This is a genomic window from Flavobacterium sp. J372 (assembly GCF_024699965.1).
Taxonomy (GTDB): domain Bacteria; phylum Bacteroidota; class Bacteroidia; order Flavobacteriales; family Flavobacteriaceae; genus Flavobacterium.
Map to the genome: position 1 here is coordinate 1,932,101 of NZ_JAJOMZ010000004.1, position 15,909 is coordinate 1,948,009.

At 43.4% G+C, this 15,909-nt stretch carries 15 protein-coding genes; 3 read left to right on the forward strand and 12 right to left on the reverse strand.

The genetic code is table 11. From position 1 onward, the window contains the following. Positions 1–39: 39 nt before the first annotated feature. The gene (locus LRS05_RS09590) at positions 40–1,062 is read left to right on the forward strand and encodes an LLM class flavin-dependent oxidoreductase (protein WP_257868124.1); all 1,023 of its coding nucleotides are present in this window, start codon (positions 40–42) and stop codon (positions 1,060–1,062) included. A 73-nt stretch (positions 1,063–1,135) separates the two neighbouring features. Here the strand turns inward: LRS05_RS09590 and LRS05_RS09595 are convergent, their stop codons facing one another. The 3 genes from LRS05_RS09595 to LRS05_RS09605 form a co-directional block, all read right to left on the reverse strand. Beyond that, a complete protein-coding gene (locus tag LRS05_RS09595) occupies positions 1,136–1,378 on the reverse strand; it encodes a T9SS type A sorting domain-containing protein (RefSeq protein ID WP_257868125.1) in 243 nt (80 codons plus the stop codon). Next, positions 1,371–2,798, reverse strand: a complete 1,428-nt coding sequence (locus tag LRS05_RS09600) for an endonuclease/exonuclease/phosphatase family protein (protein ID WP_257868126.1) — start codon at positions 2,796–2,798, stop codon at positions 1,371–1,373. The genes LRS05_RS09595 and LRS05_RS09600 overlap by 8 nt, the downstream gene beginning before the upstream one ends. A gap of 64 nt (positions 2,799–2,862) precedes the next feature. Next, complete coding sequence (locus LRS05_RS09605) at positions 2,863–4,020, reverse strand: Gfo/Idh/MocA family protein (RefSeq protein ID WP_257868127.1); 1,158 nt, start codon at positions 4,018–4,020, stop codon at positions 2,863–2,865. A 207-nt stretch (positions 4,021–4,227) separates the two neighbouring features. Here LRS05_RS09605 and LRS05_RS09610 point away from each other — a divergent pair, with 207 nt between their 5' ends. Beyond that, positions 4,228–4,620, forward strand: coding sequence for a hypothetical protein (locus LRS05_RS09610; RefSeq protein ID WP_257868128.1), 393 nt, complete (start codon positions 4,228–4,230; stop codon positions 4,618–4,620). A gap of 4 nt (positions 4,621–4,624) precedes the next feature. On the opposite strand, the gene LRS05_RS09615 is transcribed toward LRS05_RS09610, so the two are convergent. From LRS05_RS09615 to LRS05_RS09625, 3 genes are read right to left on the reverse strand one after another with little or no spacing between them, the layout of a single operon-like run. After that, complete coding sequence (locus LRS05_RS09615; RefSeq protein ID WP_257868129.1) at positions 4,625–7,087, reverse strand: ELWxxDGT repeat protein; 2,463 nt, start codon at positions 7,085–7,087, stop codon at positions 4,625–4,627. After that, positions 7,084–7,530 (reverse strand): hypothetical protein, encoded by a 447-nt coding sequence (locus tag LRS05_RS09620; RefSeq protein ID WP_257868130.1) that lies wholly within the window; start codon positions 7,528–7,530, stop codon positions 7,084–7,086. Before LRS05_RS09620 ends, LRS05_RS09615 begins: the two co-directional genes overlap by 4 nt. Before the next feature lie 34 nt (positions 7,531–7,564). Beyond that, positions 7,565–9,310, reverse strand: a complete 1,746-nt coding sequence (locus tag LRS05_RS09625; protein ID WP_257868131.1) for a mechanosensitive ion channel family protein — start codon at positions 9,308–9,310, stop codon at positions 7,565–7,567. A gap of 123 nt (positions 9,311–9,433) precedes the next feature. On the opposite strand from LRS05_RS09625, the gene LRS05_RS09630 reads away from it, so the two are divergent. Beyond that, a complete protein-coding gene (locus tag LRS05_RS09630; RefSeq protein ID WP_257868132.1) occupies positions 9,434–11,512 on the forward strand; it encodes a M1 family metallopeptidase in 2,079 nt (692 codons plus the stop codon). A 113-nt stretch (positions 11,513–11,625) separates the two neighbouring features. On the opposite strand, the gene LRS05_RS09635 is transcribed toward LRS05_RS09630, so the two are convergent. The 6 genes from LRS05_RS09635 to lysA form a co-directional block, all read right to left on the reverse strand. Continuing rightward, positions 11,626–12,036 (reverse strand): VOC family protein, encoded by a 411-nt coding sequence (locus tag LRS05_RS09635; RefSeq protein WP_257868133.1) that lies wholly within the window; start codon positions 12,034–12,036, stop codon positions 11,626–11,628. A gap of 121 nt (positions 12,037–12,157) precedes the next feature. Further along, positions 12,158–12,541 carry a DUF3037 domain-containing protein gene (locus tag LRS05_RS09640; RefSeq protein ID WP_257868134.1) on the reverse strand — a complete coding sequence of 128 codons (384 nt, stop codon included), beginning with the start codon at positions 12,539–12,541 and terminating at the stop codon, positions 12,158–12,160. After that, on the reverse strand, positions 12,519–13,313 hold the full coding sequence (locus LRS05_RS09645) for a HipA family kinase (RefSeq protein WP_257868135.1): 795 nt from the start codon (positions 13,311–13,313) through the stop codon (positions 12,519–12,521). Before LRS05_RS09645 ends, LRS05_RS09640 begins: the two co-directional genes overlap by 23 nt. A 66-nt stretch (positions 13,314–13,379) precedes the next feature. Next, positions 13,380–14,225: an HAEPLYID family protein gene (locus LRS05_RS09650; RefSeq protein WP_257868136.1), complete on the reverse strand. Its 846-nt coding sequence runs from the start codon at positions 14,223–14,225 to the stop codon at positions 13,380–13,382. A gap of 65 nt (positions 14,226–14,290) precedes the next feature. Next, a complete protein-coding gene (locus LRS05_RS09655) occupies positions 14,291–14,674 on the reverse strand; it encodes a hypothetical protein (RefSeq protein ID WP_257868137.1) in 384 nt (127 codons plus the stop codon). A gap of 24 nt (positions 14,675–14,698) precedes the next feature. Then, on the reverse strand, positions 14,699–15,904 hold the full coding sequence (lysA, locus tag LRS05_RS09660) for a diaminopimelate decarboxylase (RefSeq protein WP_257868138.1): 1,206 nt from the start codon (positions 15,902–15,904) through the stop codon (positions 14,699–14,701). Positions 15,905–15,909: the final 5 nt, after the last annotated feature.

The following is a 15,909-nucleotide window of genomic DNA, read 5'->3' on the forward strand; positions in this document are numbered from 1 at the left end:
GTCATTATTTCACTAAATTAGAGGCACTAAAACAACACAATGGAAATAGGAGTAGACAGTTTTGCATCAGCTATGTATGGCAGCAACAACCTCAACAGTGCAGATGCTATGGAGCAGCTGCTTGACCGTATAGTAAAGGCTGATGAAGCCGGGCTCGATGTCTTTGGCATAGGCGAACACCACAAAAAGGAATTTTTAGATTCGGCTCCTGATGTTATCCTGGCCGCCGCGGCGGCAAGAACCAAACGGATAAAACTTGGCAGCGCTGTAAAAGTACTTAGTACTGATGACCCTGTGCGGGTGTACCAGAGTTTTGCAACGCTCGACCTGATATCAAAAGGGCGCGCCGAAATTGTTGTTGGCCGTGGCTCAGCCATTGATGCCTATCCGCTTTTCGGATTTGACCTTAAAGATTATGACGCGCTTTTCGCAGAGAAGCTTGAACTCCTGCTGAAAATACGCGATAATGAGTACGTAACATGGTCAGGGCGTTTCCGCCCACCTATGGATAACCAGCCTGTTTACCCGCGGGCGTTACAGGAAAAATTGCCGGTGTGGCTTGGCGTGGGTGGTACTCCTGAATCTTTTGTGCGTGCGGGGTCTCTGGGCCTTCCGCTTATGGTGGCAGTTATAGGTGGCGAAACACATCGTTTCAGGCCACTAATTGATTTGTATCGTGAGGCAGGTGCAGCGGCAGGCTTCTCACCAAACGAGCTTAAGGTAGGGCTGCATTCGCCCGGCTATGTTGCCGAAACCAGTGAGAAGGCTGTTGAAGAATATTATCCCGGATATGCCGAACTATGGACAAAATTAGGCATGGAGCGAGGCTGGCCACCAGTTACACCAGATAAGTTTAATCACCTGATAGCGCCAAAAGGTGTACTGGTTGTTGGCGGGCCGGAAGAGGTTGCTGAAAAATTGATAAGGCACAGCGAAGCCCTCGGAGGTATTGACCGCTTTACCTTCCAGATGGATAACGCAGGACTATCACATCAACAGTTGTTACAATCTATTGAGCTGATAGGCACAAAAGTAATCCCATTGCTGAAACAATCGGTATAAATATTTGGATTTTTAGCAGGCTATTGAGCCGGCTATGTAGTCGGACAGTCGAAAATACTAATAATCTAAAATTCTAATTTTTCACAAACTTCCTACTCATCTCACCAATCTTCAGGATATATACACCAGCCGGTAATGCACTAACGTTTATAGTCTCGTTGAACTTCTCATTCAAAACCTGCCTTCCGGTGATGTCGTAAATAGTAGTAAAGTTTTCAGTAAGGTCGGCGGTAGTGGTGATGGTGAGCGTATTGCTGGCCGGGTTAGGATACAGCGACCATGTTTTTGCCGGAGCAGTAAACTCTTCACTATCCAAAGTTGAGAATTGTAACTGTGCGGTAACGGGGGGTATGGTTTGATGTGTTGCTGTAAAAACCCGGAATTGATGATGCAACGCTCGTTTCCATTGCGGCAGTATTGGTTATATAGTTACCTGTCAATTCATTTGAAATGATAAAGTTTTCAATAACGGGCCGGTTCCAGTGTTCATCAAAAAGGTTCTGCGTGATTGGGGTATATTTTGCTGTATCGTCCATAAAATTTTTGTAGGGAGATACATTGCAGTTGCAAGCCGTACTGCTGTTTGTCCCGATAAGGAAATCATTATAATCGCCTACCAGTATTACATTCTTTGTATTATATGCTGAACCGTCTAGTATGGTTTTCAATGCTTCAGAAGCGCCCTTACGGCGGGTATAGTCGTCCAGATCTGTCTGCGCTTTGGCATGTATGTTAACCAGCGTTACAGGGATAAGGTTTATACCTGCAATAAGGTTTACATTGTAAACAGCAGGAAAGCGCCCGCTGCTCCAGTTATAGCTGTATGAATTTCCCTGAGATTGGTTTCCGGTGCTTAACTGCGTTGAGCTTACAAACTGAACACGTGCTTTTTTATACACCAATGCCTGCCTTTGGCTGCATTCACCGGTATTTGCAGGTACCATTGTAGCAGCCCAGTCATTGCTACCCAATAAATTTACCAGTGATGTAAGGGTTGGGGTATTAGGCGTATTAGATACTTCCTGTATGCAATAAATATCACTGTTCATTGCCAGCATAGCAGCAGCTACGTTTGACAGTTGTTGCGCATCGTCTGTAGGTTCAAAGTCGGCGCATCCAAGCCACTCTGTATTCCAGTTGGTAATTTTAAAGGTTGCTGTACCAGCTTGCTGTCCCGTTACTTTTACGTTTTTTATCTCCCATGTTGCGCTTTGCGTGTCGGTGCTTTGGTAACGGAAAGCTATACGTGTAGTGGCTGACTTCGCTGATGCAGGTATCATAAGGTCGCCAGATGGTATATAGTTCCACGCGTTTGCCATGGTATTGTTCATACCTGTAAGCTCTACCCAGGTAGTTGTTGCAGGGTTGCCAGTATAGTTTGCCGTTGCATAAGCTTTGTACCAGCCAAGGTTAACCCCAACATTCATAGAGCCACCAGGGCCTCGTGTATGTTCAAATGTAAGTTTGGCATTGTCAATCTGGCTTAGGTTCATTGCCGGGCTTACAAGCCAGTCTTCATTAGCAAAGCTTTGCCCGCTAAAACCACTCATTACAGCGCCGTATTGCGTACTATGGCTCCACATTTGTACGCCAGTTACACTATACCCGGTAAACGTGTTGAAGCTTGCCTGGGTAAGCAATGATTCATTAAGTATTGTGGTCTGCGCCTGTAAGCCTAAGTTTATAAAGGCAAGCGCAATTATAAGATTTATTCTGTTACGTAATGTTATAAGCATGTAAGTATGCGTATTAATTTTAAGGCGCTAACTTACAATAAACCTATTAACACACCAAGTTATCTTATTGTAAAGATGTCCTCCCAGAATCTTCGTCCGCCCTTACAGCCACCTTCAGCGCTTCAAAAGCATCATCAGCTGTAATGGTAAGCTTGTGTGAAGGGTTTTCAATTTTAGTGATAATGTCGGTCATGATATCCTGCAGGCATTTGCCATATACTTCAGATTTTGTGTGCGGAATTTCAAAAATAGCTTCAACCATGTCATCTATAGTATATGCAATACCGCCGGCGTGTATGGTGTTGCCTTTTTCTTCTTCTTCCTGGGATTCTCCCCAGCCTTCAGGGCGTGATACATCTGTAACTGAGCCGACAGGAGTGGTTTTTTCAATTTTAAGGCCGGGAATAAGATTCAGTTTATCACGGTTATCTGTGTTTACCAATGCTTTGATAGTCCCTTTCATCGGCACCCAGCCTTCAACCTCAATCCGTGCCAGGTCATATGTGAGCCTTATGGTAGTCTGTTCAAAAAATCCCGGACCGGAGAATGAATGGTAGTGGTTGGCAATGAGCCCGCCGTCATACAGCACCGTTGCCGATACCTGGTCTTCCTGCTGCTCATTCCGTTTGTGGGTAACACCGCTTACATGTTTGATTTTTTGGGTGGTAAGTGAGTTTATAATATCAAAAAAATGTACACCGTGCTCTATGAATATTCCACCTGAAATTTCTTTAGCCCAAAACCAATGCTCTTTCGGCAGTCCCTCATCTTGCGCGTAATTGTTTACAGATACATGCCTTAGTTTGCCAAAAGTTTCGTTAAGACTCAGCTCTTTCAATGCTTTCACAATTGGGTTGTACCGAAGCATATGGTCAATAGTCATCACCATTCCCGTTTCCCGTTGAGTGCGCAAAATTTCTTCAGCGCCTTCATTTGTCACGGCAATGGGTTTCTCCAGCAGCACATGTTTACCATGGCGCATGGCGGCACAGGCAACATCAACATGCAATGATGGTGGCGTAGCAATGCTTATAATGTCTATCTCATCATCGGCAATTAAATCAGCATAGCTTTTGTAATGTTTCAGGCCGCTGCGGCCAACATAGTCGCGATTATCAGAGATCGCCAAGACATTTACGCCTTCCATCTTATCCCACCAATGGTGAAGAAACCTGCCAAATCCGCCGTAGCCTATAATCCCGATGTTGTACCTTTTATTCATGCTGGGTAGTATTAATCAGATAAAGTTACATGTTAAAAGCATCTTTTTAAATGCTTTAGTAAATGATTAACGCTGTGTAAAACAGCGGGTATAGTCTGAAAGCCGAAAAATCGAATAGTTCGAACAATCTATCTGCTAAATTATTCTAAACATATACGGCGGTCTGTAAATGATAAAGTAATTTAGTTATGCAAAAATCAGACTGATATGGATATAGGTACACAGCTTGCCTGGCTTTTTATACTTGCCGTGCCCATTGCCTGCGTTGCATGGACGGTTACGCACGAAGAAGTGTTCCGCGAACCGCGGGAATATTGCGTACGCCGCAGCAGGTATGCGGACAAACTGGCTACGCGCAAATTTTTCTATCTTTTTACCTGCGAGTATTGCTTTAGCCACTATGTCACTATATTATTCCTTATCATTACCGGTTACAAGCTGTTGCTTAATGACTGGCGCGGTTATCTCATAGCCGGTTTTGCCCTGGTGTTTGTAGCTAACGCCTACATGAGCCTGTTTGCACTTCTTCGCCAATCTATCAAAAAAGAAAAGACAGAAATTAAAGTGCTGGAGAAAGAAGTAAAGAAAGAGGGGAGTTAATCCTTTACTTTTTTACGATTTTTTTCACCGTAGCGCTACCGTTTATTCCTTTAATGCTTAGCAGGTAAATTCCAGGTTGTAAGTTGCCTAATTCAACTGTATCTGAGTTTTCTTTTTCGATAAGTTTTTGGCCGGTTAAGCTGTTTAGTATATAACTTTTTACGGGCGTATTGCCTTTGATATTTACAATATTGCTACTTGGATTAGGATAAACGTAGTATTCATTCTTCTCTGAAATACTTGCAATATCATCTAATCCTAAAGCTGCTTGTACGGCTTGTAATTCTACCGTAAAAATCTCCCTGCCGTTAATATCGGTCTGTCCATCCAAAAATATTTTTCCATTGGCATAGCCCAAGATTCCCAATGGCCCTCCGTATGTTACAGGCATAATGTCTTCAGGAAAATTTACATCTATTCCCACAGCGTTGCCCACTCCTGTCGCAACCCACAAATTTTGGGTTAATGCGGATTTAGTAAAATAAAAATTATTGGCTATGCAGCTGTAATTTGAAGAAGTGTACATATTCGTATATATAACTTCTGTTCCCGCAGCTGTACCATCGCTTCGCCACAAGTCACCTGAATTTCCTGTAGCCACATACAAGTGTCCACCACATTTTTCGATCATATTTATACTTTCAGGATGTGAGGGCTTTATGAAGACCGTGCCCTGTACGGTACCATCAGATTTTGCAAGTCCCATACCTATCTCATCTTCCCAAGCATTATAATATATTTCGTCATTCATAACCGCAGAGATGTCAAATTTATTCACATTGATAAGATATGTCTTTAATAAAGTCGTCCCTGCTTGTGTTCCGTCAGTCGACCATATAGTATCAGGCCCCTGTGAGTACTGCCCTACCTTAGATATAAAAAACATTTTAGTAGTTGTAGCGCCCATAATTATTGTACTAGATGTCACAGGCATTACCATTATTGTGCCATTAGCCGTTCCGTCAGTTCGCCAAATGGCGTCACCTGTACCGTCATTAGCAATGAAATATAGCATATTGTTATATACGGCATATTGTTTCATGGAAGAATATTCGTTTTGCCTCATAACACCTGACTGAGACCCAACCCGAATATCTTTAACCATGTATGTGCCATCGGGAGTGCCATCTGTGCGCCACAACTCTTTGCCATGTACCTGGTCATTGGCATTGAAATACAATATACCATTATATTCCATAAAGAGATTATTATCCTCCCCCAAAGAGTGTGCTGCCCCTGGAGCTATGTCTTTAATCAGGCTTGTGCCTGAAGGCGTGCCGTCTGTAGCATATAATTCCATACCGGTAGAGTTGTAAGCGATACCTTTATAGACTATTTTGTTCCCCACATTGTAAAATATCTTTTTAGGAGAATAATATTCATCATAATATACATTTGCAGCTGATGTTGAGGCATTATCAAGCAAAATGAAATCATTTGAGGCATTTTGAGTAATTATTGGCTTGTTGCTTGTACCGTCTGTAAAGCGAATTGTAACAATTTCATTGCCTAGAACCGAACTGTAAATATCCCCGTATGGGTGCAATCCGTGTCGACTTCTATTTATATCAGCAACCATTTTTGTGCCGTCTGAAGTTCCGTCTGTACTCCATAATTCCCTTCCATTCTTGGTTGTTGTTCCCAAAAATAAAACTACGTTTCCGGCAGTACAAAATTTAAATGGTGACGATGTATCGGTTGCAACATTTACATCAGATAATAAACCAGTAGTTGCTTCAGTGCCTAAGCTTATATAAGGGCGATATGTGCTTGTTGAGCCGTCATAAATCCTGAAGAGTAGATAGCCAGGGCCTGTTGTGAGGTATTCTAACCTTCTATATGTGTCCGACTGATAGTTTTTTACAACCGTTGTACCTGCAACAGTACCATCAGTTTTCCACAATTGATTTTCAGAGTTGAAATCGCCTCCAAGCATGTAAACTTCGTCATTGAAGACAGCAAAATTGGTAAAATTTTGCCCTGAAGTTGAAACAGTCTTAAGCGGGTATGTACCAGCCTCACTGCCGTCACACCTCCAAAATTTCCTTATACCGCCGGCCTCACCCACGGTAAATACAAAGTACGAAGCTGTAGCGGTCCCCGGCTGGTAATTTATTGCGCTTGCCATTCCAGGCACAAATTCTTTATATAGTACTGTTCCCTGTGTGGTGCCATCACTGCGCCATAGTTCAGAGCCATTTGTTCCATTATTTGCCAGAAAATAAAAGTGGCTGCCAAAAACAATAATTTTTGATGGGCTTGAAGACGATGTCCCAGGGTTTATATCTTTCAGTAACCAAGTGCCTGCTGATGTTCCGTCGCTAACCCAAATTTCATGTCCGTATGTTGCAGTATGTGCTATATAATATAACTTATTGCCAAATGTGAAAAGCTCAAGTGAGTTATTGAATCCATTCTGCCCGAAATCAGTCAATGTTTGGGTACCTGCATCGGTTCCGTCGGTCATCCATATTTTTGTGTTACTGTTGTAATCCCGGAAAACAAAATATAGCTTATTATTATACACTGAGATATTTCCAACCGTTCCGGAAAAAAATGAGGTTGTTGTATTGATTTGCTGTGTGCCTTGCTCTGTCCCGTCACTTCGCCAGATACCATTATTTCCGTCAAAAAGAAAAGAACATCATTAATTACTACAAATTTGCTAATGTTCGAGTTTGCAAACCCTTTTACAAAATTAACTTTAGAGGTTGTGTTATCATAGTAGTATAGTCCCCAATCGTTATGATTACGGTTATATTGTGCAGAAAAATAAACCCTACTATTTGCGGGAGTTAAGTTTTGCGCATTTCCGGAACTTTGCTGGTTTATTTCAATTACTTCGGCATTAACTTGTGCTTGCGCAATGAAAGAAATAAATAGGAGAGCGATAGTAAGGTATTTTTGCATAAAAAAAATTTATTGCAATGATACACAAAAAAACTTAATCCTCCGCCTTTACCGAGCCTTCAGGCGGATATTTGATAGAACCCTTTAGCTCGTCAATCTTCCGGGTATCAAAAGACGGCAGCTGCAGTTCATGGTTTTCTTTCCAGTTGTTTACCTTGTCAGCTGACTGCTGTGCCTTTTCTTCAGATACGCCTTTATCCCGGCCTATAAAAATGGTTTGTGCCGGCACTGTGAGGCTGGTGCCGCTTTGTTCAATCACATCCATCATGCGCAGCAGTATGTCTTCCTGTACTTCCTGAAACTGGTCAAATCCCGCCGCCTCAATATAGGCCCATACTTCAATCTTTACCGAGCTTTCACCAAAACCTGTAAAACGTATCTTGGCAGGGTCAGGGTTTACGCAGGGGTGTGCATACAAAATTGCCCTTAACTCAACAAGCAAAAAACGTATCTGGTCAGGCGTGGTGTCGAGCCTGAATTGGAATGTAGGGCTGAATAAAAACCTGTCGCGGTGCGCAAAGTTTTCAATGTTGGTAGCTGCCAGCGCGCCATTTGGAATTGTCACTACTGTGCGTGCTCCGGTTCGCAATCTGGTAGAGCGCATGCCGATTGCCTCAACGGTGCCCGAGACATCGCCAACTTTGCAAAAGTCGCCCACACGTATAGGTTGGTCGGTTACAAGCGTTACGCTGCCTACAAGGTTTTCCACTGTTTTTTGTGCACCCAGTGCCAGGGCAATACCACCAATACCAAGTGCGGCTATATAGGTCTGCACATCTACACCTATTACCCCGAGTATGGCTATAATACCAAACAGAACAATGGCAACCTTGGCCGACCTCCTCAGGAACAATATCACCGAGATGGCAGAAATACGCTTACGCACCGTCATCCGGTTTTTGGTGTAGGTGCTTATAACGTCGCTAAGCCTCCACAGCAGTATAAGAATGGCTATTATACCTATGGTTACTGTAATAGTACTGAAACGCTGTCTTATGATTATGGAAATGCCTGCCTGCTGCGATATGATTACAAACATCCATACTGCCATGTACAGCCTTACCGGCAGGTTAAATGCATTGATACCCTCTGCTATGTGGGGTTTGTTGGCAAGCCGCCACGCTTTCGCCATCATAAAAATAATCAATGATATTATACCCCATGATACAAGGTAAGATATCAGCATTATCACAATAGCCGCCAGCCAGTGGCCTACTGGTACACCTGCCAGCGTACGTACTTCAAGTACCCGTGGCAGCACTTTTTCAATAAGCAGGTTTTCGCTAATGGTAACGTTTGAAATACCGTCAACGGTCTCCCTGGAAAAGCGCCATATTGGCGGTGCTGCTGCTGCCTGAGTATTTTCCAGCATCAGGTTAAGTACCTGCCCGTCAGCCGTTACAGAGCCTACCGCATCAAGTCCTTCTTCAAGGTCATCATCGGTTTTGCCGCTATATTTATCGCTTATTAGCCCCGTTGGTAAAATACTCCCGCCACTGTCAAGCAAGTGCTGCAGTGTTTTTACAATACGTTCCCTTTCCTTTGGCTTGTTGCGCAAAGACCGTTTCAGGTCAAGGTACTGGCTGGCACGCTGGTAGTTCTGGTCGCTCATCGCTTTCAAAAAGCCATCAACAGTACCACGCGGGGTGCGGCGGCCCAGTGAGTCAGACGGCGTTTCGGGTTTAGCCGGCTGCGTATTTTCCGCTGGTGTAAGCTGGGCGCCGGCAGCAAAGCTCAATAATAAAAATATTAGGGAAAGATATCGTTTAAGGGAAACCATAAGGGTATTGTTTTATCAGGATATAAAAATAAGGATTCTATAATGTACAACCCTATATCTTTAACTTTGCGTTTAGGGCATTATTGTTGCTTTTGGTTAGCTTTGTAAAAATTGTATTCATACATGAGAATTTTAATCCTGTACATCTTCGTTTTTTCTTCAATTGTATCGTTTGCGCAGCAAACTAAAAACGTTGATTTTAAAACATGTCAGGCTAACCTGGCATTTGATGTTCCGCAAAAGAAGGTAATGGGTACCGTTGTATACACATTCGATGTAAAAAGCAAGCCAGATACCATTTACATTGATGCGAAGAACATGAAATTTACACACGTCGCGATAAATGGTAAGGAAAGAGGAGGATGGAATTCATCATCAACGGCGTTAAAACTTTTTAAAGGGTATAAAAAAGGTAAAAACACTGTTGAATTTGCTTACGAAGCCCAGCCGAAACAAACCATGTATTTTGTGAAGGATGGCAATGATGACCAGATATGGACACAGGGGCAGGGCAAGTATACCAGCCATTGGCTGCCCAGTTTTGATGATGTGAATGAGAAGGTGGTATTTAATTTATCTGTTGAATATTATGGATATGATTATGAAAATCTTGCAAATGGAACCCTTATAGATGTAGATAAAGCAGGCCTTTCAAAAAGATACAACTATAAAATGCATAAACCCATGAGCAGCTACCTCGTGATGGTTGCCATAGGTAAATTCCGCAAATCGCGAATGGACTCTGCTAACGGTACACCAATGGAATTTTACCTGCGCCATGAAGACAGCCTTAAACGTGAACCAACGTACCGTTACAGCTATGAGATGTTCAATTTTCTGGAGGAAGAAATCGGTGTGAAATATCCCTGGGGTGTATACCGCCAGGTGCCTGTCCTTGACTTCCTGTATGCAGGCATGGAGAATACCACATCAACCATTTTCTCGCAGGATTTTGTTGTGGATGATATTGGGTTTAACGACCGTAATTACATCAACGTAAATGCACACGAGCTGGCACACCAGTGGTTTGGAGATTTAGTAACTGCCGAAAGCGGTAAGCACCACTGGCTGCAGGAAGGTTTTGCAACGTATTATGCGCTGCTGGTTGAAAAGGAACTTTTCGGTGAAGACCATTTTAATTACGAAATGTATGAGATTGCAGAACGCATACAGCAGGCATCAAAAAATGACACAATCCCTATACTGAATGAGAAGGCAAGCTCACTGTCATTCTACCAGAAAGGCGCATGGGCCCTGCATGTGCTTCGCGATGGGATAGGAGATGCGGCTTTCCGGAAAGCCGTTAAGGCATATTTGGAAAAATACTCCTATAAAAATGTAAATACCGACCAGTTTCTTGCCGAAATAAATAAAGTAAGCAGCTATGACACCGCTGCCTTCAAAAAACGCTGGCTGGAATCGCCTAAGTTTGAAGTTGAGGAAGCACTTGCCATTCTCAGCAAAAATGATTTTATGAAAGAGTACCTGGCGTTGGGAGATTTACAAGGCAAGCCGTTTGCTGAAAATAAAGAAACTTTCAGGGAAATACTGCTGTCAGACAGTTTCAGCCCTATTAAAGAAGAAGTGATTTTCCAGATGGCACAGGTGCCTTTTGCAGAGAAAGCTGAGCTTATACGCATTGCCATGAAAAGTAAAAACCTTAAGCAACGGCAGGCAGTAGCGCGTACGGTTACTACCATTCCGCCGGAGTTTGTGAATGAATATATAACACTGCTTGATGATAACTCATACATTACCCGCGAAGTTGCCCTGAATGTGTTATGCAGCAAATTCCCGGAACGCCAGCCCGAATTTTTGGAGAAGTCGAAAACTTGGGTGGGGTTTAATGATAAAAACCTCCGTATATTGTGGCTTACGCTGGCTTATAGCGCTAAAGATTATAAACCTGAACAAAAGCCTGACTTCTATGCCGAGCTATTGCAATATGCCTCACCGCGATATGAGAGTACTATTCGCCAGAATGCCCTCAACAGCCTTCTTTATATTGGAAAGCAGGATCCTATTGTGATGGAAAACCTAGTAAACGCAACAACGCACCACAAATGGCAATTCTCTAAATACGGACGTGATAACATCCGAAAGCTGCTAAAGAAAGATGGGTACCGCGGATTGTTCATGTCCATAATTCCGAACCTTCCTGAAGCTGAAAGGAAAAAGCTGGAGCAGATTTTGGCGGAGTGATTTAATAAAGAGTATTCCATTTCGACGCAGGAGAAATCTCAAATTATGACTGTTTAAGATTTCTCCGCTCCGCTGCGCTTCGGTCGAAATGGAATGACGAATTGAATTTTACCTTATTCTTTCGGTATCGCGTTCATGTCCATGTAGAAAATTTGCCAGATGTGCCCATCCGGGTCTTCAAAATAGCGGCCATACATCCAGCCGTGGTCTTCAATTTTATCACCTGTTGCGCCTGCGGCTACGGCACTGTCAACCATCTTGTCAACTTCGTGGCGGCTACCTACAGCAAGCGCTGTTATCAATTCGCTGCTTTGCCGGGCATCAGCTATGCTTTTGGTAATAAATGTAGAATAGAATTCTTCTGTAAGCAGCATGGCATAGATATTTTCACCGATAATCATGCACGTTCCCTGCTCATTAGTGAAAGTCTGGTCGAAAGAAAAGCCAATCTTGGTAAAGAAGTCTATAGAAACCCGGAGGTCTTTCACCGGGAGATTTAAAAACATTTGTTTTACACTGCTCATATTTGTTGATGTTTAAGTTATACCCAAATTTACGCATTACACAACAGCACGGGCTTGGCAAAAGAGACAATTTTAGGGGCGTTTGAGACAGTTTTCAGTCGCAGTCACGGTAAACAGGCAACTACAAAACGTTCTCCCTAAACAGTTTCAATGCGGCAACTTCCGGGTCTGTACAAAGTCCGGGGTGGGGGCGTGAGGTTTGTATGACAGAACTGCGCACTGCGGTAAGCCACCTAAAACGTTCGTCTATCTCTAGCTTCGCTATGGGGCCACCATCCTTTGCGCCTGCTGCAATGCGTTCAAATGAATCGAGATTGAGCTTTATCTGTTCAACCTCCGCCAATGGATGCAATGCTAAGAGTTTTGCTTCATCAATACTAACTAATACCTTTATGTATTTCTTTCGCTTACAATAAATTACTATGCCGGCATTAATGAACTCCTCACGCTCAACGCGCGGCACAATGCGTATTACTGCATACTCATATATGTGCTTCTCTTGCATTGATGGCCTGTTTAGTGAATATATCTGAGTTTTGTAAACGTGTCATCAGGAACTGAACGTACACATCGCGAATGGCTTCAGGTGACTTATCAAGCTCTTCCCAATGGAGCCAATCATCCGGGATAAGGTTTACAATAGCGCGTATTTTTTCTTCGGTTAAAAGCGCCTTGTATTCTGCGTCGACTTCCTGCAGTTTTGCTGCGCGTGGCAGCAGCACATGGTCTTTAATCAGTGCGAATGGTGTCTTTGCATGGCCTATAGGGTCATCAAACGAGTGATGGAAGTAAAGGCACGCGCCATGGTCTATAAGCCAAAGCTCCTGGTGCCATAGCAGCATGTTTGTATTACGGAAGGTACGGTCAACATTTGTAATATATGAATCAAGCCACACAATTTGCGAAGCCAGTTTTTCGTCAACCTGTGTTACAACCGGGTCAAAGTTGATGCCCCCCTGCAGGTAATGCAGCGCAAGGTTGAGCCCCTGGCTATTTTGCAACAAATCCTGAATTTCTTCATCTGCCTCGGTCCGGCCAAAGGCTTCATCAAGTTTGGCATAAACTAATTCCGGTATCGGCAGGCCAAGTACGCGCGCAATCTCTCCGCCAATGAGTTCTGCTACAAGCGCTTTGGTGCCATGCCCTGCACCGCGAAACTTCAGTACATAGTTAAAGCCATCATCAGCCTCGGCAATGGCAGGCAGTGAGCCGCCTTCGCGAAGTGGAGTAACATAGCGCGTAACCTCGACGCTACGCAGGGTTGGTTTGTTTTCCATAGAGTAAAAATAGCGATTACAAATAACAGGCGCAACAAAAAGCCCTGCATTTAGCAAGGCTTTTTGTTAGTGTCCCGGTTCATAAATAAGCCGTAGAAATGAGCTAAAGCGTTCATTTTCGCGTTTTATTGGTACGCCCGTCACAATACCTATCAGCAGGTTATCGGCAATGCCTACGCGCATTTGCGGGCGGATGGTCATCTCGAAATCATGCTTTGTAACCTCTTTGTTGAATTCAATCCCGACAAAATTGCGCGTACCGGGAATCATGTAGTGCACGTTGCTGTTTATCTGCCAGACGGTATGCATGCTGTTGCCTTCAAAATGATGGAAGAACTGCGGACCGGTGTATAGCAGGGTGTGGAAATTTTGCCCCCAGCGCTTTGCGGCAATAAAGAACGGGTTATATACATTTCCGGTAAAGAGCCTGCCCTTACCATAGTGGCTGAAGTCGCTAAGTTCAAACTCATGTATATAGCCGATAGCCATTGACGTAGAAATTTTCTCGTTCACAAAAAAGGAATATTGGCCAGCTAATTTCAAACTATTAAGACGGTTTCCCGGCACGTTGGCTGCCCCTTCCATTGGGTAATGAAAAGAAAAAGGAAGTTCTACCTCAAGGCCCAGCCTGTCTATTGGCGCCCATTCATATTCAACAAGGGCAGTATATTGATCATAAGTGTTATTATCTGCAAGCCCAAGCCCAACGTTCCATTCTTTTTCCCCTTTTCGTGCGCCAAGGTCGCGGATGAGGTCTATAAACAACGGCTCGGCGTGCAGTACTTTGGGTGGGTCTTTACGTTCTTCAACTTCGTGTATATAGAGGCTGTCAATAACAGTATTATCTTGTGCCGAAACAATCTGCACGGCAAAAAGCACGGCCAATAGCGCCATGCGAAACATATTTTTCATTTTGATTGTAAGATTAAGTAATAGTAAATTCTTGTGCCAAAAGGCAATTGTAGATTATATATTACTTAAGCTTCGGGTGGGGGAGAGTGTATTTCTGTAAGGATGTCTCCGGCTGATGTTACATTGTGGAAAGTATCTTTCCTTACATCTCCTGAAAATGAAGGTATATTTTCAGTTATTGAAGGCAAAACGAAAAAGTCAATGCTAAAAGCAGTTTTTTTTGCAATTGAATCATCACTATCACATTCATCATATTCAGCAATGACATTCTCCTCAAAGAAAACTTTTTCGAGAAGGTATTCTACAATACTTTCCTGTTTATTATAGGTTAAGTCCTCGGCACTTCCCCGGATGGCAGTACTTGGCGTATCAATACTGATATTAAGCACGTGCAGCGCCAATAAGGCGCATAACAACCTGCCGGTAAATATCTGCCTGATGTACTTCATATGGCAAATATACGGCACAACCTTTTACAAATCAATAACAACCTGGTTTCTAACAATATCTTCAAATGTTTCCCGTTGGCGAATAAGGTGCCCTTTGCTGTTATGCCACAGCACCTCAGCAGGACGCGTTCGGGAGTTATAATTGCTTGCCATTGAGAAGCAATAGGCCCCGGCATTGCGGAAACACAGGATGTCACCTTCGGTTATTTCTGCTATGCGGCGGTTGCTGGCAAAAGTATCGGTTTCACAGATGTAGCCTACTACACTGTAAAAGCGCTCTTTACCTTTTGGGTTGCTTATGTTTTCTATATGGTGCTGCGAACCGTACAGCATAGGGCGGATGAGATGGTTAAACCCGCTGTCAACTCCTGCAAAAACGGTTGAAGTAGTCTGCTTCACCACATTTACCTTTGCCAGGAAGTAGCCAGCCTCGCTTACAAGAAACTTGCCGGGCTCAAAGGCCAGTGTGAGTTCGCAACCATACTTTTTACAGAACTCATTAAAGCGCCTGGTAAGCTTTTTGCCCAACTCTTCAACATCGGTCTCTATATCGTCTTTTTTATACGGAACTTTAAACCCGCTGCCAAAATCAAGAAACTCCAGTTCTTTAAAATGCGTTGCCGCTTCAAAAAGAATTTCGGCCGCGTAGAGAAATACTTCAATATCAAGTATATCGCTGCCGGTATGCATGTGTATGCCGTTAATGTGCATTTTGGTATTCTCAACAATGCGCAGCAGGTGCGGCATCTGGTGAATGGAGATACCAAATTTACTGTCAATATGCCCCACAGAAATGTTGCTGTTGCCTCCTGCCATAACGTGTGGATTGATACGTATGCAAACCGGTGTGTCAGGGTGTTTAGCGCCAAACTGCTCGAGTATGGAGAGATTATCAATATTTATCTGTACACCCATTGCCGCTACTTCTTCAATCTCTTCCATCGAAACGCCGTTTGGGGTATAAATTATATCATGCGGAGCAAAACCTGCTATCAGGCCCAGCTGTACTTCCTGGATGGAAACAGTATCCAGCCCGGAGTTCATTTGCCTGAGCAGCTTTAAAACTGAAATATTAGACAAAGCCTTTACAGCATAGTTTATGCGGAGGCTCTTTACTTTAGAGAAAGCATTTGTAAGCCGTGTATATTGTGATTGGATTTTTTCAGCGTCATAAACATATAGCGGACAGCCGAATTCAGTTGCAAGTGACAGCAGGTTTTTTGTTTCCATAATTA

What these genes read in the sequence shown, in the direction of transcription:
- LRS05_RS09590 (WP_257868124.1), top strand. Translation starts at nt 40, where the DNA reads ATGGAAATAGGAGTAGACAGTTTTGCATCAGCTATGTATGGCAGCAAC.
- LRS05_RS09600 (WP_257868126.1), bottom strand. Translation starts at nt 2,798, where the DNA reads ATGCTTATAACATTACGTAACAGAATAAATCTTATAATTGCGCTTGCC.
- LRS05_RS09605 (WP_257868127.1), bottom strand. Translation starts at nt 4,020, where the DNA reads ATGAATAAAAGGTACAACATCGGGATTATAGGCTACGGCGGATTTGGC.
- LRS05_RS09610 (WP_257868128.1), top strand. Translation starts at nt 4,228, where the DNA reads ATGGATATAGGTACACAGCTTGCCTGGCTTTTTATACTTGCCGTGCCC.
- LRS05_RS09615 (WP_257868129.1), bottom strand. Translation starts at nt 7,087, where the DNA reads ATGACCGACGGAACCGATGCAGGTACCCAAACATTGACTGATTTCGGG.
- LRS05_RS09620 (WP_257868130.1), bottom strand. Translation starts at nt 7,530, where the DNA reads ATGCAAAAATACCTTACTATCGCTCTCCTATTTATTTCTTTCATTGCG.
- LRS05_RS09625 (WP_257868131.1), bottom strand. Translation starts at nt 9,310, where the DNA reads ATGGTTTCCCTTAAACGATATCTTTCCCTAATATTTTTATTATTGAGC.
- LRS05_RS09630 (WP_257868132.1), top strand. Translation starts at nt 9,434, where the DNA reads ATGAGAATTTTAATCCTGTACATCTTCGTTTTTTCTTCAATTGTATCG.
- LRS05_RS09635 (WP_257868133.1), bottom strand. Translation starts at nt 12,036, where the DNA reads ATGAGCAGTGTAAAACAAATGTTTTTAAATCTCCCGGTGAAAGACCTC.
- LRS05_RS09640 (WP_257868134.1), bottom strand. Translation starts at nt 12,541, where the DNA reads ATGCAAGAGAAGCACATATATGAGTATGCAGTAATACGCATTGTGCCG.
- LRS05_RS09645 (WP_257868135.1), bottom strand. Translation starts at nt 13,313, where the DNA reads ATGGAAAACAAACCAACCCTGCGTAGCGTCGAGGTTACGCGCTATGTT.
- LRS05_RS09650 (WP_257868136.1), bottom strand. Translation starts at nt 14,225, where the DNA reads ATGAAAAATATGTTTCGCATGGCGCTATTGGCCGTGCTTTTTGCCGTG.
- LRS05_RS09655 (WP_257868137.1), bottom strand. Translation starts at nt 14,674, where the DNA reads ATGAAGTACATCAGGCAGATATTTACCGGCAGGTTGTTATGCGCCTTA.
- lysA (WP_257868138.1), bottom strand. Translation starts at nt 15,904, where the DNA reads ATGGAAACAAAAAACCTGCTGTCACTTGCAACTGAATTCGGCTGTCCG.